The organism is Streptomyces vinaceus (assembly GCF_008704935.1).
Lineage (GTDB): Bacteria > Actinomycetota > Actinomycetes > Streptomycetales > Streptomycetaceae > Streptomyces > Streptomyces vinaceus.
Genome location: NZ_CP023692.1, coordinates 7,529,486 through 7,551,068 on the forward strand (window position 1 = coordinate 7,529,486; position 21,583 = coordinate 7,551,068).

Here is a 21,583-nt window from a genome sequence, read left to right on the forward strand (position 1 = left end):
CCCGCACTCTTCGCTGTGGCTCCACGGCGGCTTCCCCGTCAGTCGGCGGCCCGGGGCCCTGCCCCGCCGGCGGTACGCGTACGGCAAGAGCTGCGGCGGGCGTTTGGCGGCCGCGTCCTCGACCCAGCGACCAACAGCAGTGGGCCGTAGGGTCCTCGTTGTCGAACCACTGGCGCATCAGTAGCCGCGAGAGCCGCACCAGCAGGCGCATTTTGCCCTGGGCACGCATTCCGTGCTCACCGTTGCTCCGGACGAGACCTCGGTTCGTGCCTTCGGTACCGACTCGAGCGGTCTCGCGGCATGGACTCCTGCCTTACAGGCGGGATTAGGGCAGGCAGCTGACGAGACATCAAGGGGCGCAAGGCCGGAGCGGCCCAGCGGGCGAGCGCGAAACCCGGCCGGTATGGCGCTCATGTTCCCCATCAACTTCCTGGCCTCACCGAAGGCTCTTCGACGTGCCCCGCTAGCCCTACCCGGCTGCGCTGTGGGATCCCCTGGCCGTGTACCCGGAAGGGCGCGGCGCCGACCTCCGTACCGGAAGCTCCGTCGAGTACGTAGCACCCGCGCGAGGTGGCGGGTTCGAGGTGGCTGGCGACGGCGAAGAGCACCTACGACGCCGTGGTGGAACTCCACGCCTAACTGATCGTTTCAGAATGGGGGCGCGGGCTCTTCGTCATCGAGTCGCAGAAGAACCTGCGTGAAGTCACCGGCGTCGAGCAGGCCAGCGAGTACCTGGGTCATGTTGTCGATGCCAGCGTCCCGGACTATCAGTCCGTCAGAACACCAGAAGTAGCGGCCGCCCAACTCCTCGCCTGTTTGGGACGACCTCTTCATCAGGCGCTCGACCTCGGCGAGCGTGAACACGGCCGCGCTCCAGCGGGAGCCGTCCGCTGCCAGCCTCACCTCTACGTCGACGTTGCAGACGGCGTCTAGATCCTCGCCGGCGCTGGGTAGGAATGACGCCTCGAACCGATCTGTGCGGACGCGGTACCAGGGTTCATCCCAACCCTGCTCAGTGGTTTTGTCCTCGGTGCTGGTCATCCGGGGAGTATGTCGATCCGGCTCGACTTGCTCAACCGGGTTCTCTGGCAAGCTCCAGCCTCGTGAACGTGAACCTTGTCCCCGACGATCTCTGGGACCGGATAGCCCCGCTGTTGCCGGCGCGCCCACGCCGACACCGCCACCCCGGACGACTCCCAGTGCCGGACCGGGTCGCACTGCCGGGCATCATTTACGTCCCGCGTAAGGGCGTGGTCTGGCGCGACGTGCCAAGTGAAGTAGTGGGCTGCTCCGGGGTGACGGCCTGGCGCCGTCTGCGGGACTGGACCGAGGCCGGAGTCGGGCCCCGTCTGCATGCTGCCCTGCCTACCGAGATGCGTCGCTCCGACCTGCTGGAACTGGACGACTGCTCTGTAGCGGATCGCACGTCCGGGCCCTCAAAGGGGGGGACCATGTCGGCGCCTCTCCGGTCGACCGCGCCCGCCCCGGCTCCAAGCACCACCTGATCGACCGCCATGGAACCCCGCTCGCCGTCTCGGTCACCGGCAGGAACCGCCACGACGTCACCCAACTCCTTCCCTTGTTGGACGCGGTCCCTCCAATCCGCGGACGGCGGGGACGTCCCCGCCGCAAGCCGCGGCGCGTGTACGCCGATAGGGGCTACGACTTCGACAAGTACCTCCGCCTGCTCTGGAAACGCGGCATCAAGCCGATCATCGCCCGCCGCGGTGTCGCACACGGCTCCGGTCTCGGCAAGGTGCGCTGGGTAGTCGAGCGTGCCTTCGCCTGGCTGCACCAGTTCAAGCGACTCCGAATCCGCTACGAGCGCCGAGCCGACCTCCATCAGGGCCTGCTCGAACTCGCCTGCAGCATCATCTGCCTCCGACGCCTCCGTAGATCATTCTGAAACGATCAGTAAGGGCTGTCCCGTAAATGATCTTTGAGCCGCCTCAGGCGAGGTCGGCCGTCGTGCGAGTCCGCTGGCCTATCCGGCGAGGGCGAGGTTGTGCATCCGTGCGATGCCGAGCATGGCGTGGTGGACGCCGTCGCCCTTGAGGCGGCAGTCGCGGAGGATCTTCCAGGTATTCATTCGGGCGAAGACGTGCTCAACGCGTGCTCGGACCTGCTTGTGGGACCGGCTGTGTTCCTCCTTCCAGTCGGGGAGTTCGGCCTGGCCCTTCGCCTTTCGGTGCGGGATGACCAGTCCGGTGCCCTGGTAGCCGCCGACGGCAATCGTGGTGGTGTTGCCGACGGCGGCCTTGGCGCCAGACTCCTCGCAGCCGCGGGAGTCGTGCCGATTGCCCGGCAGCGGCCGGCCGACCACCACGACCAGGCAGGTGTCCGCGTCGATGACGACCTGATGGGTGGTGCAGTACCAGTAATTCTTGGACTGCTCGGCCACGGTGTGGTCGCGGGTGGGCACCAGAGTGCCGTCCCCGATGAGTGTCCTTGGCGAACCGTTGGCGGGGCCGGAGCGCGAGCATCGGCGCGAGATGGTCAATGATGCGGTCCGCCGCCGACTTCGATACCCCGAACAGCGGAGCGAGCTGCCGCATCGTCAGGTTCGTGCGCCAGTGGGCTGCGACCAGCAAGGCCCGGTCCTCCAGCGGCAGGCTCCACGGTCGGCCCTTGCGGACCGCGTCCGCTCGCTCACGCCGCAGAACCGTCACCAGCTTCCCGAAGGCACGCGGGCTCAGCCCGGTGAACGGGGCTATCCAGGACGGCTCGGACGTCGTGATCACACCACTCACACCAAGATCATCTCACCCGTGACCAGCCGCTACGGGACAGCCCTTAGTGGCGCAGGAGCCACCAGAGGCCTCCGGCGATGAGCGTCACCGAAATCAGCGCGACTGCTGGCCGGAGGAACCCGACACGTTGCCGTACCGGCGGCAAGGCCGGGGCGGAGGCCGGGCCCAAGACGGTGGGGGGTTCCGGCTCCCCCCATGCGCCTGGGGCGTCCGGGTCGCCGGCGCCTGGCTGTGCACGTCGCAGGAGACCGTAGCCATCGCGGCGCCAGCGGATCCCGGCAACGTCGGTGAAGTCCACCGTGACGTGACGCAGCTTGTGGGAGGTCCTCGCAGCTTGGACGGGTGCCAGCTGGAAGGCGTCCTGGCCGGTGTCGAGAGTCGTCGATTCGCCGATCACATCGCCGAGGAAGGCAACGCGCACGTCCCGCACCGGTTGGTCGGACCGGTTCTCGACCACAACCTCAGGGACGATCCAGCCGTTGTGCAGAGAGGACGGGCGCAGTTCGAAACGGGCCTTGACCAAGGATGCCTGATGCCGCTCCAGCCCTCGTTGGGACCTCTGTTCCCGCTCGATCCACTGCAGCTGCTGCTCCAAGTCACGCTCGTGCCTCTGCCGTGCCTCCTCCGCACGAAGGGCGGATTCCTGCGCTTCCTGCCGGATCTTCCGCCGGTGGTCCATGAAACTCAGTGTTAGACCCCCCAGGCCGATGAGCAGGCTGAACACGGCAACAAGGTTCTGCACCATGTACGGACTCTGGCCGACCAAACCCCGCCATGTCAGCGCGCAACACCGGTCCAGGGTCAGGCCGCCGTGTGAGTCACCCTGCCGCCGCCAGACCATTCGTGTCGTGCAGTCGATGTGCACGCACTAAACGGTCTGATCCACGAAGCCCGCATGTCCACCAGGACGGCGGCGCACCGGTGCTGGCCGCCGTCAACCGCAAGGCCGCCCAGCACGGAGATCATTTACGGGACAGCCCTTAGGCCGTCGACGCGGGAGCTCTGAGCACCGTCCAGGAGTAGAACTCGTCCATCAGCTCCTCGTGTACCCGGAGACTCCCGCCGCCGCCGTGGTGTACGTCCGTCATGAATGGCGCGAGGAATGCCCGCTGTTCTCCGTCGGCACCTGCCGACCGCCCCACGGTCCGCACCCCGGTCCCGGTCTTGTGGTCGCCGGCGAGGTCGTGCGCACCGATCTACCGGTCGCGCTGATGGAACGGGCGGCCACGAGCGGTCCAGGCGGCGAATGCCCTGCTCTCGTGCCGGGGTCTGCACGGCCAGACTTTGTGGGCGGTACCGAACCGCGGTCGCACCGCCCTCCTGCGCGAGGCGGCAGCCTGGGCGGGGTGCCGAACTGCGACGCCTCACCGATCGGCCCCATCCGCCGAAAACACTGCGCTCGTGATGAATCAATATCTGTCACCGCGACCTAAGGATTTAACGGATCCCGTTGGGAGAGTTTCTATCGCCACGCGGCAGCCGGAAATATTCAACACCCACGGGCCGCCGCAGCGTGCTACTGTCGATCTCGGTTGCAGTTTTGGTACCCAAGAATTTTAAGCGTATCCAGTAGGGCTTCGGGCCACAGGAAACGCTTCGTATTTCCCGGTAAATTTCCGGGCGGGGCATCATCGCGGCGACACGGCGTCCGTACAGTGCGGACGTTGATGTATTGCCCCAAAGGAGATATGACATGGCTGCTGGTACCGTCAAGTGGTTCAACGCGGAAAAGGGTTTCGGCTTCATCGAGCAGGACGGTGGCGGCGCTGACGTGTTCGCCCACTACTCGAACATCGCCGCCCAGGGATTCCGTGAGCTGAACGAGGGCCAGAAGGTCACCTTCGACATCGCGCAGGGCCAGAAGGGCCCGACGGCCGAGAACATCGTTCCCGCCTGACGCTGACACGCTTTCTGCAGCTGGGCCCGCACCCTCGGGGTGCGGGCCCAGCTGCATGTATTTCCCGTGGTGCGTTCACCGGCGGTATCAGAACCTGAGAGATCGCTCTACTTGCCCTCTCGGAGCTGCATTCAATTTCGTTCTTGGTTGTCGCTTCCGCATGACGCCACCTCATTTGAGCGTCTGTCCGCATTTCAATCGGGCCCGTTCTTTCAATTCCCTGCGCCGCGGGAGCCTCCTGCGGTCGCACCTGCGGCCCCGCTTTCGGTACCGGCACCGGTTCGGGGGCGGGGCAGCCGCTTGGGCTCGCCACCCCGAGCCGTTCCGGAGGTCCGAGCCGCTCGGGCGGATACGGCCGCGAACAGATTCCTGTCAGCCAGACTCGCCATTCGAAAACGGGCACCGCGGGCAGGCGGGTCAGGAGTGGAGGCGAGCCCGCGCCTCCCGGGCCCTGCGGCGCTTGACGGCGCGCCGTTCCTCCTCGGTGAGGCCTCCGCACACGCCCATGTCCATGCCCCCTTCGAGGGCCCACTCCAAGCAGCGCTCCAAGACCGGGCATCGGCGGCACACCGCCTTGGCCTCCTCGATTTGGAGCAGAGCTGGGCCGCTGCTCCCGACAGGGAAGAACAGGTCCGGGTCTTCCTCGCGGCAAGCCGCTCGGTGACGCCAGTCCATCGTCATGCCTCCGTTCACTAGTCGGTCGCTCACCCGCGCACCTGACCGGGATCCGCAGCTCTATGCAGTCGGCAGGGGCATCAGCGCATTCTTGACCAACGGCCTGCTGCTCCGAAAATGCCGTACCGAGTTCTGCTGGCCGTCGGCGTCCGGGGCGTGTTGTGCGCAAGTTCAAGCGTCGACGTGTACGCACGGCCGTGGTTCTCGTGGTGGCCTGGCGGTCCTGACGGGAGTCGAGCGGTGGGCTGAATCGGCGGCGTGGCCCAAGGCCGTGCTGCAAGGGCTGCTCTGGGCTGCCGGGGTCACCGCAGCCTGGTGGTTCGCCGACCGGACCCGGGCGGGCAGCCCCCAGCCGCGACGTCTTGGGGGCCCCTATGGCTTTGGTCAAGGTGGTTGGCTGGCAGTGTGGCTGTCGTGAGTGATGACGCGCCTGCGCGAGAGTCGGCGGGCGAGAGCAAGCGGCCGTGCGACTTCTGCGGTCATCCGGTCGTGATGGGCTCGGCTGACGAGCGGGACTGCCCCGTGTGCGGTGAGGCCGCTGAGGATCAGCCGGTTGAGGCTGGTCGGGGTTCGTAGAAGGTTCCGTCGCGGAGCATCGCGAAGAGGACGTCGGCCAGGCGTCTGGCGAGGCAGAGCAGGGCCTGGGTGTGGTGCCCGCCCTGGCTGATCTTCTTGTCGTATGAGGTCCGCGATGCCGGGTCGCCGCCCAGGGGGCGAAGGCGGAGAGGGAGGGTTGTTCGCCGCGGATCGAGCGCGTGACCACCAGGCTTCGTCGTCCTCGAACTTGGAGGTACGGAATCTGCCCTGATGGGGGAGGCACCCCGTCGCCTGGCCCTGTCGCCGTCCCGAAGCGCGCCAGAGACACGTGAGGAAGGCTCGTTCATGCTCCCCACGCTCAGCGCATCCGTTCATGTCGCGCCCGTAGCACCGGCGTCCACCGTGGCGGCGCGCCGGTGGTTGCTCGGCGCAGTCGCGGCCGGTCCGGTGTTCCTTGCGGTCGGTGTCGCGCTGGGATTCGCCCGTGACGGCTTCGACTTCAGCCGGATGGGGCTCAGTCAGCTCGCGCTCGGCGAGGGGGGCTGGGTCCAGACGGTGAACTTCCTGCTCGCCGGCGCTCTGCTGGTCATGGGGGCGGTCGGTCTGCATGAAACCCGCCCTCCTCGCCCGGCTCCGCACGGTCCAGGAAGACTTCGTCTGCGCACTGCTGAAGGACCGATGACCCCCACAGGACGCGGACCGCCGGCTACACGCTCCCGGAGTCGTGGGGCCGATCACCGTCGTGACCAGTCGGGCGTGCTGCCCGGGTGCAGCGACCCAGGGGATCTGGCCGTCCGGCGAGGCGCGGCGGCCGGTGAGGTGATCGCCGGTGTGCGTCGGGCGTGAGGGCGGCCGAGAACACCTTCGCAGCTTCTGGCGGCGCGTTCGGGAAAGCGCTCAATGTCTGCTGACCGGCTAGGCCCATGAGGTGACCGCCTGGCTGCGCGCGTCGCCGGGTGAGACAGTGCCCGCGACCGGTCGGGACCCCGAAGGCGTGTTGTCTGCGGACGCCTGCTTCGTCGAGCCGGTCCATGCAGCGTCCGACACGGCCGATTACAAGGATCCTCATCAAGAGCGCACTCTTGCCTGTTTTCGTGCGGTTCACGACTGACGAATTCTTGCCATGGCGAGGACTTGCCGCCCCTTGGTCTTCACTCCGGCGCTGCTCCGTCGATAGACCCATGGCATGTTCTCCTCCTCTCAGCCCTCCGTCTTCGGGCACAGGTACAGGCACAGGTACAGGCGCGGGCAGTTGATCTCCGCCGCCATCACGGTGCCTCTGCTGACATCGGTGCTCGCAGTCCTGCAAGCGCCCGCACAAGCCGCCCCGAGCAAGCCCACCGTTCCCGTCAGACCTTCGACGACCCACAAAGTCACCTTGGTCACCGGCGACGTCGTCACGGTCACCACGATGGCCGACGGCAAGCAGACCGCCGAGGTCGACCGGCCGGAGAGCGCTGTCGGCGGCGTGAAGATCCAGCAGGTCAAGGGTGACCTGTTCGTCGTGCCGGACGAGGCCGTACCGTTGCTGGGCGCGGACAGGCTCGACCGGCGGCTGTTCAACGTCACCGACCTGATCGAGATGGGTTACGACGACGCGAAGTCGCCCGCGGTTCCGCTGATCGCGATGTACGCCCGGACGAGGTCCGGGGCAGCTGCCGAGCCGGCGCCACCCCGGGGCAGCCGGCTGACCCGCAAGCTCGCTGACATCGGCGGTGCCGTGCTCAGCACCGACAAGGGGCAGGCCCGTACGTTCTGGAGCTCCGTCGCGCCGCAGGGGAGCGCGACGTTGGGCGCCGGCGTGTCGAAGCTGTGGCTCGACGGTCGGGTGAAGGCCAACCTGAAGGAGAGCGTGCCGCTGATCGGCGCTCCCGAGGCATGGGCGGCCGGATATACCGGCAAGGGCGTCAAGGTCGCGGTCCTCGACACCGGTATCGACGTCAACCACCCCGACTTCGCGGGCCTGATCGACGGCACGGCCAGCTTCGTGCCGGGTGAGGCCGTCACCGACGTCAACGGGCACGGCACGCATGTGGCGAGCACGATCGTCGGCTCGGGCGCCGCATCCGGAGGCGCCCTCAAGGGCGTCGCTCCAGGCGCCGACTTGTACGTCGGCAAGGTGCTCGGCGGCGCGGAGGGCTACGGCCAGGACTCCTGGATCATGGCCGGCATGCAGTGGGCCGCCGAATCGGGGGCGGACGTCGTCAACATGAGTCTGGGCGACTCGTACCCGACGGACGGCAGCGACCCGATGTCGCAGACCGTCGACGTGTTGTCCGCGCAGTACGGCACGCTGTTCGTCATAGCCGCCGGCAACTCGGGACCCGAGAGCATTTCCGCCCCGGGCGCGGCCGCCTCGGCGCTGACCGTGGCCGCCACGGACAAACAGGACCGGCTCGCGAGTTTCTCCAGTACGGGCCCGCTGACGCACTCCGGCGGTATGAAGCCGGACATCGCAGCGCCGGGCGTGGACATCACGGCGGCCCGCTCGTCCCAGATGACCGGCGGCGGCGAGGGCTCCTACCGCACCCTCAGCGGCACCTCGATGGCCACCCCGCACGTTGCCGGCGCGGCGGCGATCCTGGCCCAGCAGCACCCGGACTGGACCGGGGCACAGCTCAAGGAACACCTGATGAGCACCGCGAAGGGGCTGGACGGCGGGTACTCGCCGTACGAAGTCGGTGCCGGCCGTCTCGACGTGGCCGCTGCCGTGCACAGTACGGTCCGCGCCACCGGTTCACTCTTCTTCGGCAACTACACCTGGCCGCACGAGCCGAGCGATGTCGCCGTCACGAAGGACCTGACCTTCACCAACACCGGCTCCGCCGACGTCACGCTGAACCTGGCGCTGACCGGCGGCGCCCCGTTCAGGCTGGGGGCCACCGAGGTGAACGTCCCGGCGGGTGGCACCGCGGCCGCCCCGGTGACCGGTGATCCACAAGCCGTCCCGCCAGGCCGGCACACCGGCTACGTCACGGCCACGGACGCGGCGACCGGGCGGGCGGTGACCCGCACTTCGGTGGCGCTCCTCGAGGAGGAGGAGCGCTACGACTTGAACGTCAAGCTGGTGGGAAGGGACGGCAAGCCCGCCGCCGGCTGGGTCGGGATCAACCTCGCGGGCGACGTCTGGCCCTGGTCGCTCTACGTCGACGGATCGACGACCCTGCGCATGGCACCGGGCACGTACACCGTCGCCGGGTACCTCGATGTGGCGGGCGAGAAGGCGGACCGCTCGGGTCTGGCCGTGCTGGTTCAGCCGGAGACCGTGCTCAGGGGCCGCTCGGCCGTCGTGGTACTGGACGCGAGCAGGGCGCACCTGCTGCAGACGGAGGCGCCGGAGCGTACCGAGGACCGCCAGCGCAAGGTCGACTTCAACGTCCACTACAAGGGGCTCGATCCGTCCCTGGACTACCGCAGCGCGTATGTGCTGCCGCCGACCTACGACGACGTTTACGTCGCGCCGACGGAGGCGATGAAGCAGGGCGAGTTCATGCTGACCACCCGATGGCGCAAGGGCGAGCCGAAGCTAGGCCTGACGATGTCGGGCAGTCGGCTCCCCCTCGACGCGCTGGTGCAGGCCGGGAGCGCCCTGGGCACCGCCACGGACAGGCTGGACGTCGTCTACGCGGGCACCGGCGGGGCGGCCGCGTACAAGAAGGTGCGGGCCAAGGGCAGGGCGGTCGTGGTCGACCGCAGCGACGAGGTTCCGCCGCAGGAGCGCACCGCGGCTGCGGTCGCGGCCGGCGCGAAAGCGCTGATCGTGGTCAACGACGGTGTCGGCGCTCTGATGGAGTACGTCGGAGAGTCAGCCATCCCCGTCGCCTCCGTACACCGCGACGCGGGCAGAGCCCTCGTCTCGATGGCCCGGCGCGGCCACGACCAGCTGACCGTCGAACAGACCGAGTACACACCGTTCGTCTACGACCTGACCAGGGACTATGCCGGCCGGGTGCCGGACCGGGCCCTGGTCTACCGGCCGGCCAAGGCTGACCTCGCACGGATCGACGCCCGCTACTACTCCGCTGCGGGCGGCCGGCTGGCGGAGGGCTACCGGTCCGACTTCACCCTCAGCCCGTCGTTCAACTTGCCCGACGAGGAGTGGCACCCGGGCACCCGCACCGAGTGGGTGACTCCGGGACAGGTCTGGAGGGAGTTTCACACGCAGGGCGTCGACGGACCCCTTCCATGGTCGATGGTGTCGGGCGACAACACGTACGCCAAGGGCAGGAGCACCCGGCTGGACTGGTTCGCTCCGGCTACCCGGCCCGGCCAGAGCGAGTCCTTCGGTGTGTACAACTCCCGCTGGCAGAACTACATGACGTGGAACGTGCAGGCGTGGGCCTCCGCCAGCGACACCATGCGGTTGGGAGGCTACCTGCCGTGGGGTGAGACGCCGTCGCACCTGCAGGTCTTCCAGGGGGACACGCTGATCCACGACAACCCGGTCAGCGGAGACATGCAGTGGCAGGAAGTACCGGCGGGCGACTTGCCCTACCGCGCCGTCCTCGACGCGGAGCGGCCCGGTGACCTCTTCCGGCTGTCGACGCGCACCCATACCGAGTGGACCTTCATGTCGGGCACCGTCGACTCGGACTCCTTCGAGCCGTTCTCGGTGCTGAACCTGGACTACGAACTGGAGTCGGACCTGCACGGCGACCTCAAGGCCGGTGCGAAGCAGCAGATCGCCCTCAAGCCGGTGTCCATGGACCTCGGCACGGTGCCGGGCAGGGTTGCCGCAGTGGCGCTGGACGTCTCGTACGACGATGGCACCACCTGGCAGAAGGTGACCCTGGTCAAGGGCGCCGGCGGCACCTGGACGGGCTCGTTCATGGCGGCCAGGAAGCCCGGCGGCTTCCTCTCATTGCGCGCGAGCGCCACGACGGACAGCGGCTTCGGCGTCAAGAACGAGATCATCCGGGCGTACGGCCTGCGATGAACCGTAGTGGCGGGCCCCGGGGCGGCGATGCCTCGGGGCCCTTCCCGTCAGACCTGCTCCCATCAGGCGCTATTCAAGGTCTGCCGCCATGGCGCATACTCTCCCCGCTGCGGCAAGCGGAAGAGAGTCGGTCGCCGATGCTGGATGTTCTGGGCCTCGAACCCGATGACGAGCGCGTCTACCGGGCGCTGCTCGGCCGGCCGGACACCCGCGCATCCCCGCTTGCGGACCAGCTCGTGCTGCCGCAGGCCGACGTCGACAGGGCGTTGTCCCGTCTCGTCGGGTGGGGCCTCGTGACCAGAACGGCGGAAGAGCAATTCACCGCCGCGCCGCCGGCGGTGGCCCTGGGCGCTCTCATCAGCGAGCGCCGGGACGGGTTGCGCATGGCGGAGCACGCGTTGGTGACTTTCGCCGAGGAACACCGGGCGGCGATGACCGGGAACAGCCTCAGCGATCTGATCGAGGTCGTCACGGGTGTCGACGCCATTCGCCACCGCTTCCTGCAGGTGCAGCGGGCGGCCCGCTCGCAGGTCCGGAGCTTCATCACAGCGCCGTTCGTTGCTCTGTCGCCCGGCGAGAACACGGCCGAACCCGCGGCAATCGGCCGTGGGGTGCAATTCCGGGCGGTACTCGACCGGGCCGTTCTGGGAGAGCCCGGCATCATTGACGATGCGATCGAATCACTGCGCAAGGGCGTCCAGTTGCGCGTCGCCGACCAGCTTCCGATGAAACTCGTGCTGGCCGATGCCGATCTCTGCCTCGTCCCACTGGCGGTCACACCGGACGGAGAGCCCGGAGCCGTGCTGCTGCACCGCAGCGGTCTGTTGGACGCGTTGGACGCGCTGTTCGAGACGGTATGGCGCACCGCGCACCCCCTCGAACTCTCGGAGACCGGCGCAGACGCCGAACCCGCCGTCGAGTTCGGTGCGACCGGCCCGACCGACCTGGACCGGAAGATCCTCGGGCTGCTCCTGGCCGGACTGACCGACCAGACGGCCGCGGCGCAGCTCGGTCTGTCACCGCGGACGCTGCACCGACGCCTGCGCCACCTCACGGACTTGGCGGGAGTCCGCACCCGGATGCAGCTCGGAGGTTACGCCGTCCGGCACGGCTGGGTAGGGCCGCACCGAGACTGCGAGGGTCAGGACGGCTCGGCGCCCCCCTCGCCCTGAGCGGCGGCATCACGCGTTCCGAGGCGAGCTACGAGGCAGGCCCTCGCCGCTCACGACGTGAGCCCGCACATGGCTGCGGCCGATGCCGCCAACAAGGCGTTTCGCGCGGGCCCGGTCAAGGTGCTCGAGTTGTCGGGAACGCCCGTGGCCTGACGGCTCCCGGAGTCGGATCAGGGCGGGCCGAGGGGCAGCGCCGCCGTCGGCGGCTGAGGGATCCGGCAAAGCCGAGGAAGTCGTGGCGCGGGCAGCTTGGCCGCCGCTCTCGGGTTAGCGTCTTGGGATGGTCGAAGAGGGCTCTTCAGTGCTGGTCGATGTGCGGAAGTACGACGGCAGGGTGAGCGCGCGGTGGACTGCTGTCCGGCTGGGGGAGGACGAGCACGGCGTGTGGCTGGGTACGGCGCGGGGTGTCCCCGTCAGTTCGTCCGCAGGCGAGCGGCCAGGCCGGTTCGCGTACGTGGTGCTGGTCCCGCGCAGGGGGTGGTGGACGGCCACGTTCTGTGCGGCCCCGGGTCCGGAGGTGTATTGCGACGTGTGCACGGTTCCCGAATGGAGCGCGGACGGGACCGTTGTGAGCATGGTGGACCTCGATCTCGATGTCGTGAGGCCGCGGGGAGGCGAGGCCCACGTCGAGGACGAGGACCAGTTCGCGGAACGACGGGTGCGCTACGGCTACCCGGACGGCGTCGTCGAGGCGGCCCGGCAGACCTGCGAGTGGTTGATGGAGAGGGTCGGCCCCGAACGTGGTGGGGCCGTCGAACCCTTCGCCTCGACGTACCGCTACTGGCTCGGCCTTGTCGGATAGATCCCCGCCGGCGACTCCGCTCGGTGGTGCCGTTCGGCCGGGTGTGGGCGAAGGCGCCTTCGGCTAGGACGTGTACAGAATCCGGGTGAATCGAGGTCGGGTTCCAGTGCGGGCAGCCGTACCCACCGGGTGGTCCGTTCGGCCCGGTGCTTAGGGTCGCGGTGTGATCCATCCTCTTTCAGGGCCTCCCACGTGGAGGCTTCCGTTCGCCGCATTTCTTCTTGTCCTTGCGACATTCACCTGCTGGTACGGGCTCCAGCCGGTTCCCCAGGAGTGCACGTTGCTGTACGGAGGGGGCAGCAGTTGGAAGGAGGCTTATCGGCACGCGGTCGAAGCGGGCGTCTGTGAGGCGCCGGCGCGTTGGAGGACCTGGATCGGGTGACCCGATCCGAAGCCCGCGACGGAATCCGGGCGGGGGGCGTTCCGTCCACCCGGCGGTCTCCCAGCTGCCCCGCCAGCCGGGGCCCGACCAGGACGAAGCCGATGCGGGGCCCATAAGCGTCGCGGTAGTGCCGACAGGGTGAGGCCGAGACCGGCCACCGCCGCGTCCGGGCGCCGGGGAATACGGAAAGCCGGAAGGTGCCCCGCGACGTCTCCGCCTCTGCCGTCGAGGAGAGCTTTCGTGCTCGAACGTAGGCAGGTCAAGGACCGCACCCACGTCACGTTCGTCCTGCCGGCCGAAACCCCGCCCGGCCCGGTCGGTGTGGTGGGTGATTTCAACGACAGGCAGCCCGGTGTCCACACTCTGGAACCGCGCCACGACGGAACCAAAGGCCGCCTGCTCGGGGCGAAGCGGTGACCATGGGCGCGGACGACGATGCCGCGGAGATACTGTGCACCGTGACCGGGCACAAGGTCCGCCGCCTCCCGGTGATCGATGGCCACCGCCTGGCCGGCATGGTCGCCCAAGCCGCTGTCGCCCGCGCCCTGCCCGACCCGCAGGTCGGGGAGGCGAGGGCCGTGAGAGTTACGGTCAAGGCGCCCCGGCGTTCCGCTCGCCCGCCGCTCTCGTGGAGAGGGCAAGCCGGCGCTGGGCCCGGCGCAGCATCAGGCGGGTCATGTACGGGTGGGCGAGGCCCGCCACCGCGACGTACAGGCGTCCGCGGGTGTTGTGGAGTCGTACGGCCGCTGCCAGGGCCACGGCGTCGTCCTCGATCACGATCGAGGACCGGAAGTCCAGGTGGGAGGCGTCCTTGCCGACCATGAGCTCACGGTCGGCGGTGCCGCGGACGGGGAACGGCGGCACGTTCCTCCAATCCCGTGGGTCGCGGGACATCCCCGGTGGCAGGGGCAGACGCCATGCGTCGGTGAAGTCCGGCCGGGGCACGGCCTCGTGCAGCAGCCGGGCGTGCGAGGGCACGGGAACGGCGTGCGGACGGGCCCAGAACAGCCGGTTGGCCAGCAGTGCGCGCGGCTGTCGACGGGTCGGCGCGTGGGGCGGACGGCTGAGGGCGCTCCGCTCGATGTTGTCGAAGACCTCCTCGATCATTTGCACGAACGGCCTGAGCGGCATGGTGAGTTCGAGGACATGGACGACCCGGCAGCGGTCCGGCCCGAGGGGTTCGACGTCGAAACGGTGGTACCCCTGCCCCATCGCCCCACCGGTGGTGTCGAAGCGTACGGAGCGCCCCGGCGCGTACGCGGTCACGCAGTAGCGGACCGCCAGACCGGTGTGGGGAAGATGGGGTCGTCGGGTGCCGACACCCGGTCGAGGAGCGCCCCGACGCAGTCGGCTGGTGCCGGGATGATCCGCTGGCCGCGCTGTACCCGCAGGGCCAACTGGTCGAGATCGCCGACTCGTCCACCCTCATCCCCGAGGACCAGCCCGAGGCCACCGTCGTCGAACGCCGTGCCGAGCTGCTGTGCCTGTACACCGGGCTGCCCGGGGAAACCCGCCCTTGCGCGGGTCGCGCGGGTCGATGCTCCCGCGCCCGGATCCCTGCTCATCCATGAGCCGGATGCCGGCCAGCTGGTGCCGGGGGCACGGTGACGGCCGCTCTGGGATGCCTGGACAAGTACCGGTGGCTGAGACGAATGGCGAAACGGCCGGGTTCGTTGGGCAAACGCCTCGATTGGGTGAGAGCGCTCGGCTTCGGGAGTCACGGGGTGATCCCCCCGCTTGGCCAATGTCGATGAGTTCGGCGTTCTGGGCACAGAAGCTGGGATGAGGATGCCCGCGCCGACGGGGACGACCAGGCTCAGTGATCTGGGCTCCGTTCGGATCGGCGGGTAGCTCCTTCAGGCCCATCCGGCTGTGTTCGCGCATGGTCATCTCTCCAGTGAGCAGAAGAGACGCAGCGAGTTGCCTACCCCCTTGGAGGGCAAGCACGATGGCAGACGACGTACGGCCGGGGAATGGGTCCTCGGCGAGCATTTCCGCGGGCGAACAGATCGCCGCCGCGCTGAACAGTCTTCCTCCATCCATGGTGGTGGCCCTGAAGCAGTTGATGATCTCATTCGGGTTCCCCGCGACGGGCACCGTCAACGAAATGCCTCCGGGTGTTGCCCCCGCGCTGACCGCGATCGCGGACGCGTTCTACGGAAGCAGCTCGGGCGGGCAAGGGACGGCCTCGCGGGGTGGCGGAACCCCGCCCTTCCCGAACACGCCGCCGCTTCCTCCGCCCCCGCCCGGCGTGATCACCGGCTAGCCGCTGCCCGGGCAGGGCCTGGTGGGAGCCCTACGGCCTCGGCTGCCGACCCCGGCCCCGCCAGGTCGTCGCCTTGCGCCGGGATCCCACCGGTACGGCAGGGCAGCGGATCGACACCGCGCGCCGGGGGGCTTTGGGCCCCTCGGGCAGGGCGCTGCGCCCCGTGCCCACCCTCACGAGGTAGAGGAAGCAAAACCCGTCCCGATCCCGCCGGCTCCCCGATCGGGGTGCGGGCGGTCCGCGTCGATGGTGCGACTGCGTCAGGGCGCTGCCGGGCTGCTCGCACGCCTTTGCCGGCCAAGGAGCACGCTGTGGAGCGGGTACCTGAACGCTTGCCTCCGGGCTCAGTGCACTCAGTGGACGGCTGCGTCGGGCGACGGAGTGAGGGCCGAGGGCGTGAGGGTCGAGGGCGTGAGCCCCGGAGAGCAGCTTCACAGGGCGAAGGTCCGGCGCCGATCGCGGACTGCCGCCATGTCCGCCGCGGCGCGGCGTGCGGCGGCGGCGTGGTGGGGCGCGTTCCAGGCCAGGGCGACACGTTCGGCCAGCGCGTAGGCGTCGGCCGCGGCCCGCTCTTCGCCGAGGAGGAGGTGGAGGTCGGCCAAGGGGTGGGCGAGCGGGCGGGTGGCGTAGGCAGCGTTCGCCGCGCCGGCGAACTGGTCCCGGACCGGGCGCAGATGCTCGACCAACAGGGCCGCGGAGTCGGTGTCGGCGTGCAGGACGGCGAGTTCGCTGCGGTAGTCGAGCTCCACGCCGTAGAGGTGGTCCGTCATCGGTTGCGGGGGGAAACGCACGTCGCGTGCCTCGTCCAGTCGGCCCTGGCGGGCCAGCACGAGAGCGTGCGCGACGGCGACGGGGGCGCCTACGGCCTCGTGCACCTCGCGGACGCTCTGCGCGATCTCGGCGGTCCGTCCCTGGGTGAAGCGGATGGTCCACAGGCCGAGCGTGCGTGGGCCGGTCGCGTGGTGTGCCCCGACCCGCTGGAACAGCTCGTCCGCCTGGGCGTACCGCTCCTCGGCCTCCGTGAACCGACCCGCGATGGCGGCGAGCATGGCCAGGGTCGTGACGTTGATGCCGAGCGCCCACAGCATCCCGTAGCGGTGCGCGAGGTCCAGGCCCTCAGTCGTGTGTCGGTGGACGGCCGCGGGCTCGTTGCGGACGGCTGCCGCCACGGCGTCGAGATGTTCGCACACCCAGCGGTGAGCGGGCAGGTCGTGCTCCGCGGCCAGCGCGCGCAGTTCGGCGACGAGCGCGGGCCGGGTGGCGCCCTGCAGTTCGTACGGCAGCAGCTTCGCCGAGGTCATCACGGCCGAGGCGAGCAGCCGCGGTCCGCCGGCGGAGCGGGCCAGGGCCAGCTGTGCGCCGGCCGCGGCGCGAGCACGCTCGGAGTCCTCGCCGGCCACGGCGTCGGCGAGGACCTGGAGCACGCGGGCCCGTGTCGCCCCGTCCAGGGAGTGGTCGCGGGCCAGCCGTTCGAGACGGGCCAGCGCCGTCCGGTCGATGAACCCCTCCAGCCGGCTGCGCCAGGGTGAGGGCTCGGTCCAGGCCCCGTAGACCGCCGCCACCAGGTCGTCGCGATGGGCCCGTACCGCGAGGTCCACGGCCTGCTGCCGGGTGCGCCGGGCCGCGGCCGTGGCGCCGGCGCGGAGCTGCGCCCCGAGCAGGCGCATCAGGAGGGCGAGGGTGGTGTCGGGGTCCGCGTACGGGTCGGCGGTGGCCGCGCTGTGCACGTCCAGCGCCTGGGCGATCAGCCCGACCGCGACGTCGTGCGCGTACCGGCGCTCCGCCAGCCCGGCAGCGCCCAGGGCGTATTCGACGGCCAGGGGGGCGTTCACGGCGCTCCCGGATCGGGCGAAGTGGTGGGCGAGCGCGGCCAGGTCGTCGGGCCGCTGCCGGTGCAGCGTCCGGGCGATGCGGTCGTGCAGGCGGGATCGCCGTACGCCGGAGAGGTCGGTGTAGACGGTGTCGCGGACCAACGCGTGCACGAAGCCGACCCGGCCGGGTCCCGCCTCGGTCAGCAGGTCCGCGGCGAGAGCGGCGTCGAGTCCTTCGAGTACGGTCTCCTCGTCCGTGTCGGACGCCTCGACCAGCAGCGCGACGTCCGCCTCCACCCCTACGGCGGCGGCGAGCCGCACGACCGCCAGCGCGGCGTCGGGCAGCAGGGCCAGGCGCCTGCGCAGGACGTCCCGGACGCCTTGGGGGACCTCGGAGAGGGCCACCAGTGCCCCTTCGCTGTCGAGCAGGCGCGCGCTCTCCCAGACGTAGAACGGATTGCCGCCCGTCCGGGCCGTGATCGTGGCCACGGTGGCCCGGTCGACCGGCTTGCGGCAGACGGCGTCGACGAGGGTCGCGACGTCGCGCGCTGAGAGTCCGCCGAGCGCGATCCGGTGCGGGAGGCGCGGGGCGAGCTGCGCGAGAGTCTTGCCCAGCCGGTCTGTCACCTCGGCGGGCCGGTAGCAGGCAATGGTGAGCAAGGGGACGCCGGTGACGGCGGCCGCTGCTTCGAGCAGGGCCAGTGTTTCCCCGTCGGCGCGGTGCAGGTCGTCCAGGAGCACCGCGAGGGGGCGCCCGGCGGAGGCGGCGGTGAGCCACGCCGCGAAGGCGCGGTGCGTACGGAAGCGGTCGGCTGCCGCCTCGTCGCGCGTGGCGGCGGCCGCCCCTTCCGGCTCGTGCAGGAGGACAGCCAGGTCTGCCGTCTGCGCGGGGGGCACCTCCCGGGCGAGCGCACCGAGCGCCTCCACCCACGCCCAGGCAGGCGGAGCTCCCTCGTGCCCGGGGCAGCGGCCGATCACCACGGTCCAGCCCTCGCGGCGCAGCCGGTGCGCGAACCGGTCGAGGAAGGCGGACTTGCCGGCCCCCGCTTCGCCGGTCACCAGCAGCAGTCCGCCGGTGGTACGGGCTTCTCGTGCCGCGGTGTCGGCGGCGGCGAGTTCCTTCGTCCGGCCGAGGAAGAGGGGCGGTCGGCCGGCGGGCAGGGCGCCGGAGCCCGCGTTCGGGGTGCTGCCGTGGCCGGGCCTGGCGATCTCCGTACGCGGATCCGGTCCGGCGGTGCCCGGCCGTTGCTCTGGCACGTGCGCGTGCAGCACTTCCAGCTGCTGGTCGAGGAGGGCCTGCTCGAGCTCGACCAGGGCGCGGGAGGGATCACAGCCCAGCTCCTCGCGCAGCACCGCCCGGGCCCGGCGTAGCGCGGCCAGGGCATCGGCGCGCCGCCCGCACGCCCAGTGGGCGAGCGTGAGCAGACGCCAGCCCTCCTCCCGCAGGGGGTGCTCGCCCACCAGGGCCTCGGCGGCCGACGCCGCCCTGACGGTGTGTCCGGTGCGCAGGTCCGCGGCGAGGGCCAGCTCGCGGGCGTCCGCCCGCAGCGCGGCCAGCCGGGCCGCTTCGGGACGGGCCCACGTCTCGTCGGAGAACTCCTGGAAGGCAGGGCCCCGCCACCAGGCCAGCGCTTCGGCCAGCAGCTGGCGCGCCTGCGCGGCCGGGGCGCGCTGCGCCCGGTCCAGCCGGTCCTCGAACCGCCAGGCGTCCACCGCCTCCTGGGGGAGGAGAAGGGCGTACCCCGGAGGGGAGGTGACCAGGACCGCCGCGGGCGTGCGGGGCGGCCGATCGGGTTCGAGCACGCGGCGGAGGTTGGACACGTAGGCGTGCAGTGACACGGTGGCCTTGGCCGGTGGGGTGCCGCGCCACAGGTCCTCGACGAGGCGGTCGACGGACACCACCGCCCCGCGGGCCGCGAGCAAGCAGGCGAGCACGGCCCTCTGCCGCGGTGCTCCCAGGGGACCGGCGTGCCTCTCGTCTCGGCCTCCAATGAGCCCAGCACTCGTATGCGCAACACGTCCGGGAATCTACCGGAGGTGGCGAGAACGAGTCGTCAACGAAGGCTGAACGCCCAGGTCGGAGGCGGTTCCGGCAAGGTCCGTAGGAGACGGCCCATGGGTTCGCCAAGCCAACACCAAGTGGCGACGGGCAGTTTCGGTACGTCCATTGCCCCGCATGCGATCCATGGAGCGAGCGAGCGTGTCCCCCAGCACCACCTCCCAACGACCCCACACCCACGAGATGGTCGTGGTCCACCGTGTCTTCCGCCGCGAGTCGGCGCTGCTGCCGCGGCTGGTCCGGGCCGTCCCGGACGGTGCGACCGGCCGGGCCGCCCAGGTCGGGGCGCACCTGGCCGAATATATGGAGGGGCTGCGCCACCACCACACCGTCGAGGACGAGACGATCTGGCCGCTGCTGCGCGAACGCGCGGCGGATGAGGAACTGGTCGCGCGGATGGAGGAGCAGCACACCGGGATCGACACCTGCTCAGCTATGGTGGCCGACCGCGCGCTCCAGTGGCAGCGGACCGCCGACCGTACGGCGGGGCAGCAGCTCGCGCTGGCGTTGGACGAGCACCGTACGGCGTTGTTCGAGCACCTCGACGACGAGGAGCGGCTGGTCCTGCCCCTGGTGGCCCAACACCTGACCGTCGCTGAGTGGGACGCGGTCGGGCGCCGCGGTATGGAGGGCATACCCAAGGAGAAGCTCATGATTGCGCTCGGTGCCCTGCTTGAGGACGCCACCCCGCAGGAAGAGGCCTACTTCCTCGGCAGGGCCCCGTTCATCGGGCGCCTGCTGTGGAAGGCGGTCGGACGCAGGCAGTACGCCGCTTCCTGCCGGGCCCTGAGGGCCCCGCTCTCCGAGCTCGACGGTGGCCCGGGACGATGACCGTACTCGACTCCGCCCCCACGGCCCTGGACGCCTACCGGACCTGCGAGTTCGTCACCCTCGGCAGGAACGGGACCCCACTGGCCTGGCCCACGGCGGTGGCCCGGCGCCCGGACGGGACCCTCCTGCTGACCACCTCCCTGGCCTTCGCGCAGAAGGCGCTGAACGTGCGCCGGGACGGCAGGGTCGCCCTGCTCTTCTCGGACCCGACCGGCAGCGGCCTCGATCCCGCCCCGCAGGTCTTCGTGGGAGGCCGGGCCCAGTGCCCGGACGAGATCATGACCGGCCCGGAAGGGGCGGAGGAGTACTGGCGGATGCTCTTCGACCGGCAGCCGCACAGCCGTTCGTACCTCTCGGCGCCCATGCGGCCACTGATGCAGTGGTACTACCTACGGCTCCTCATCACCGTCGAGCCCGAGCAATTGACGGTACGGCCGCCCCTGGCCGCGCTGTCGGAACCGGGTGCGGCGGCAGCCGTCACCGGGACCGAGGCGCTCTCCGGCGCCGCGCAGCTGAGCCGCTTCCCCACCGCCGTACTCGCCGCACGGGACGCCACCGGGGCGCCGCTGCTCGCCCGGACCCGGCCGCGGCCCACCCCGGCCGGCTACCTGGTGGACGTGCCGCCGGACTGCGCGGTGGAACGCGGGTCGGCCTCGCTGCTGGTGCACCGACACGACGAGCGGCTGAACCACATGTACAACGCATCCGTCCGCGGGGACCTGAGGCGGACCGACGACGGCTGGTTGCTGGTCCCGTCGGCCGTGGTCGAACCGATGGGGTCGGGACGGCCGACCGACGCGCTCCGCGTCCTGCGGCACACGAAGCGCTCCACCGACCGCTATCTGGAGCGGAGGGGGCTGCCCCGGCCGAAGGTGCAGTGGGACCGCTTCCGTGCCCTGGCGAAGTCCGCGGCACAGAAGGAGCAGGCCTCGTGAGCAATCTGGTGGTCCGCCTCGCCGCCGCGCTCACGGGCGTCCGGAGCCGCGCCGCACACCCCCGGGCCCGGACCGGCGGTGACCGCATGCGGCAGGTGATGCGCTCGCCCCACCACTGACCTGCGAACTGCGTGCGGGTCGTTACAGGACCGAGGCGGAATCCCGCCTCGGTCGCCGCTCAGATCCTGGTAGGCGGCAATGCCTCACCGTGTGCGCGCTGCCTGAAGAGGCGCTACTCGTGGCCGGCTTCGACAGTGCAGCACCGGTGCGGCTGACGCCTGTCTGCAGCCCGCTGTTCTGGGACCCTGTGTTTGTTGCCACACGCCTTCCACCACACCGCCCCATGTGCCGCGACCAGGGGCCTTTTCGCGCAGTCGAGTGTCTTGCACCTCAGTGCCTCTCCACCGGGTCTTCTGAGGCGATGTCGAGTTCGACGGACCATGTCGGACCGGCATGGTCGCCCGAGGCGGGGTCCGAGAGATCGACTTCGGGACAGGCCTGGGCGACGGCCGTGAGTACGTCGTGCCGCC

At 70.2% G+C, this 21,583-nt stretch carries 16 protein-coding genes and 4 pseudogenes; 13 read left to right on the forward strand and 7 right to left on the reverse strand.

What is annotated here, in order from left to right; translation table 11 throughout:
- Positions 1-648: 648 nt before the first annotated feature.
- Positions 649-1,041 (reverse strand): hypothetical protein, encoded by a 393-nt coding sequence (locus tag CP980_RS34145; protein ID WP_150529963.1) that lies wholly within the window; start codon positions 1,039-1,041, stop codon positions 649-651.
- A 62-nt stretch (positions 1,042-1,103) separates the two neighbouring features.
- Between CP980_RS34145 and CP980_RS34150 the strand changes: the two genes are divergently transcribed.
- Positions 1,104-1,906 (forward strand): IS5 family transposase gene (locus CP980_RS34150; RefSeq protein WP_150529964.1). Its coding sequence is split into 2 segments (ribosomal slippage): positions 1,104-1,416 and positions 1,416-1,906, totalling 804 coding nucleotides; the frame shifts between segments, so codons are not numbered across the junction.
- 78 nt (positions 1,907-1,984) lie between these two features.
- Here the strand turns inward: CP980_RS34150 and CP980_RS34155 are convergent.
- Together CP980_RS34155 and CP980_RS34160 are read right to left on the reverse strand one after the other, a co-directional pair.
- Positions 1,985-2,750 (reverse strand): annotated as a pseudogene (locus CP980_RS34155) (transposase).
- Between the two features lie 43 nt (positions 2,751-2,793).
- Positions 2,794-3,495, reverse strand: coding sequence for a hypothetical protein (locus tag CP980_RS34160; protein WP_150529965.1), 702 nt, complete (start codon positions 3,493-3,495; stop codon positions 2,794-2,796).
- 274 nt (positions 3,496-3,769) lie between these two features.
- Here CP980_RS34160 and CP980_RS36195 point away from each other — a divergent pair.
- Positions 3,770-4,097, forward strand: a pseudogene (locus CP980_RS36195) (FAD-dependent oxidoreductase); the annotation flags it as partial.
- A gap of 346 nt (positions 4,098-4,443) precedes the next feature.
- Positions 4,444-4,647 carry a cold-shock protein gene (locus tag CP980_RS34165; RefSeq protein WP_008734853.1) on the forward strand — a complete coding sequence of 68 codons (204 nt, stop codon included), beginning with the start codon at positions 4,444-4,446 and terminating at the stop codon, positions 4,645-4,647.
- Between the two features lie 417 nt (positions 4,648-5,064).
- Here the strand turns inward: CP980_RS34165 and CP980_RS34170 are convergent, their stop codons facing one another.
- Both CP980_RS34170 and CP980_RS36200 read right to left on the reverse strand, forming a co-directional pair.
- A complete protein-coding gene (locus CP980_RS34170; protein WP_030872953.1) occupies positions 5,065-5,322 on the reverse strand; it encodes a WhiB family transcriptional regulator in 258 nt (85 codons plus the stop codon).
- A 545-nt stretch (positions 5,323-5,867) separates the two neighbouring features.
- Positions 5,868-6,073: pseudogene (locus CP980_RS36200) on the reverse strand (IS110 family transposase); the annotation flags it as partial.
- 131 nt (positions 6,074-6,204) lie between these two features.
- Between CP980_RS36200 and CP980_RS34180 the strand changes: the two are divergent.
- The 6 genes and pseudogenes from CP980_RS34180 to CP980_RS36205 all read left to right on the forward strand — a co-directional run.
- Positions 6,205-6,705: a DUF998 domain-containing protein gene (locus CP980_RS34180; protein ID WP_150529966.1), complete on the forward strand. Its 501-nt coding sequence runs from the start codon at positions 6,205-6,207 to the stop codon at positions 6,703-6,705.
- A gap of 532 nt (positions 6,706-7,237) precedes the next feature.
- Complete coding sequence (locus CP980_RS34185) at positions 7,238-10,795, forward strand: S8 family peptidase (RefSeq protein ID WP_229907128.1); 3,558 nt, start codon at positions 7,238-7,240, stop codon at positions 10,793-10,795.
- 137 nt (positions 10,796-10,932) lie between these two features.
- Entirely contained in the window at positions 10,933-11,967 is a 1,035-nt protein-coding gene (locus CP980_RS34190) for a helix-turn-helix domain-containing protein (RefSeq protein ID WP_150529968.1), read from the forward strand.
- Positions 11,968-12,247: 280 nt separating this feature from the next.
- Positions 12,248-12,769, forward strand: coding sequence for a ribonuclease FAU-1 family protein (locus tag CP980_RS34195; RefSeq protein WP_150529969.1), 522 nt, complete (start codon positions 12,248-12,250; stop codon positions 12,767-12,769).
- 622 nt (positions 12,770-13,391) lie between these two features.
- Complete coding sequence (locus CP980_RS35385) at positions 13,392-13,568, forward strand: early set domain-containing protein (protein ID WP_167535747.1); 177 nt, start codon at positions 13,392-13,394, stop codon at positions 13,566-13,568.
- A pseudogene (locus CP980_RS36205) lies at positions 13,550-13,720 on the forward strand (CBS domain-containing protein); the annotation flags it as partial. The gene CP980_RS35385 and the pseudogene CP980_RS36205, both read left to right, overlap by 19 nt.
- A gap of 22 nt (positions 13,721-13,742) precedes the next feature.
- Here CP980_RS36205 and CP980_RS34205 read toward each other — a convergent pair.
- On the reverse strand, positions 13,743-14,417 hold the full coding sequence (locus CP980_RS34205; protein WP_308439384.1) for a DUF2867 domain-containing protein: 675 nt from the start codon (positions 14,415-14,417) through the stop codon (positions 13,743-13,745).
- A gap of 682 nt (positions 14,418-15,099) precedes the next feature.
- Between CP980_RS34205 and CP980_RS34210 the strand changes: the two genes are divergently transcribed.
- Positions 15,100-15,417 carry a hypothetical protein gene (locus CP980_RS34210; protein WP_150529970.1) on the forward strand — a complete coding sequence of 106 codons (318 nt, stop codon included), beginning with the start codon at positions 15,100-15,102 and terminating at the stop codon, positions 15,415-15,417.
- A 431-nt stretch (positions 15,418-15,848) separates the two neighbouring features.
- Here CP980_RS34210 and CP980_RS34215 read toward each other — a convergent pair whose 3' ends face one another.
- Positions 15,849-19,163 (reverse strand): ATP-binding protein, encoded by a 3,315-nt coding sequence (locus CP980_RS34215; RefSeq protein WP_150529971.1) that lies wholly within the window; start codon positions 19,161-19,163, stop codon positions 15,849-15,851.
- Positions 19,164-19,428: 265 nt separating this feature from the next.
- Here CP980_RS34215 and CP980_RS34220 point away from each other — a divergent pair, with 265 nt between their 5' ends.
- The 3 genes from CP980_RS34220 to CP980_RS36465 are packed head-to-tail and all read left to right on the forward strand — an operon-like array spanning position 19,429 to position 21,172.
- On the forward strand, positions 19,429-20,118 hold the full coding sequence (locus CP980_RS34220; protein ID WP_229907129.1) for a hemerythrin domain-containing protein: 690 nt from the start codon (positions 19,429-19,431) through the stop codon (positions 20,116-20,118).
- Complete coding sequence (locus CP980_RS34225) at positions 20,115-21,053, forward strand: pyridoxamine 5'-phosphate oxidase family protein (RefSeq protein WP_150529972.1); 939 nt, start codon at positions 20,115-20,117, stop codon at positions 21,051-21,053. Before CP980_RS34220 ends, CP980_RS34225 begins: the two co-directional genes overlap by 4 nt.
- Positions 21,050-21,172 carry a hypothetical protein gene (locus CP980_RS36465; protein ID WP_268257426.1) on the forward strand — a complete coding sequence of 41 codons (123 nt, stop codon included), beginning with the start codon at positions 21,050-21,052 and terminating at the stop codon, positions 21,170-21,172. The genes CP980_RS34225 and CP980_RS36465 overlap by 4 nt, the downstream gene beginning before the upstream one ends.
- Positions 21,173-21,583 lie beyond the last annotated feature (411 nt).

What these genes read in the sequence shown, in the direction of transcription:
- CP980_RS34225 (WP_150529972.1), top strand. Translation starts at nt 20,115, where the DNA reads ATGACCGTACTCGACTCCGCCCCCACGGCCCTGGACGCCTACCGGACC.
- CP980_RS34165 (WP_008734853.1), top strand. Translation starts at nt 4,444, where the DNA reads ATGGCTGCTGGTACCGTCAAGTGGTTCAACGCGGAAAAGGGTTTCGGC.
- CP980_RS34195 (WP_150529969.1), top strand. Translation starts at nt 12,248, where the DNA reads ATGGTCGAAGAGGGCTCTTCAGTGCTGGTCGATGTGCGGAAGTACGAC.
- CP980_RS34180 (WP_150529966.1), top strand. Translation starts at nt 6,205, where the DNA reads ATGCTCCCCACGCTCAGCGCATCCGTTCATGTCGCGCCCGTAGCACCG.
- CP980_RS34210 (WP_150529970.1), top strand. Translation starts at nt 15,100, where the DNA reads ATGGCAGACGACGTACGGCCGGGGAATGGGTCCTCGGCGAGCATTTCC.
- CP980_RS34170 (WP_030872953.1), bottom strand. Translation starts at nt 5,322, where the DNA reads ATGGACTGGCGTCACCGAGCGGCTTGCCGCGAGGAAGACCCGGACCTG.
- CP980_RS34160 (WP_150529965.1), bottom strand. Translation starts at nt 3,495, where the DNA reads ATGGTGCAGAACCTTGTTGCCGTGTTCAGCCTGCTCATCGGCCTGGGG.
- CP980_RS34190 (WP_150529968.1), top strand. Translation starts at nt 10,933, where the DNA reads ATGCTGGATGTTCTGGGCCTCGAACCCGATGACGAGCGCGTCTACCGG.
- CP980_RS34145 (WP_150529963.1), bottom strand. Translation starts at nt 1,041, where the DNA reads ATGACCAGCACCGAGGACAAAACCACTGAGCAGGGTTGGGATGAACCC.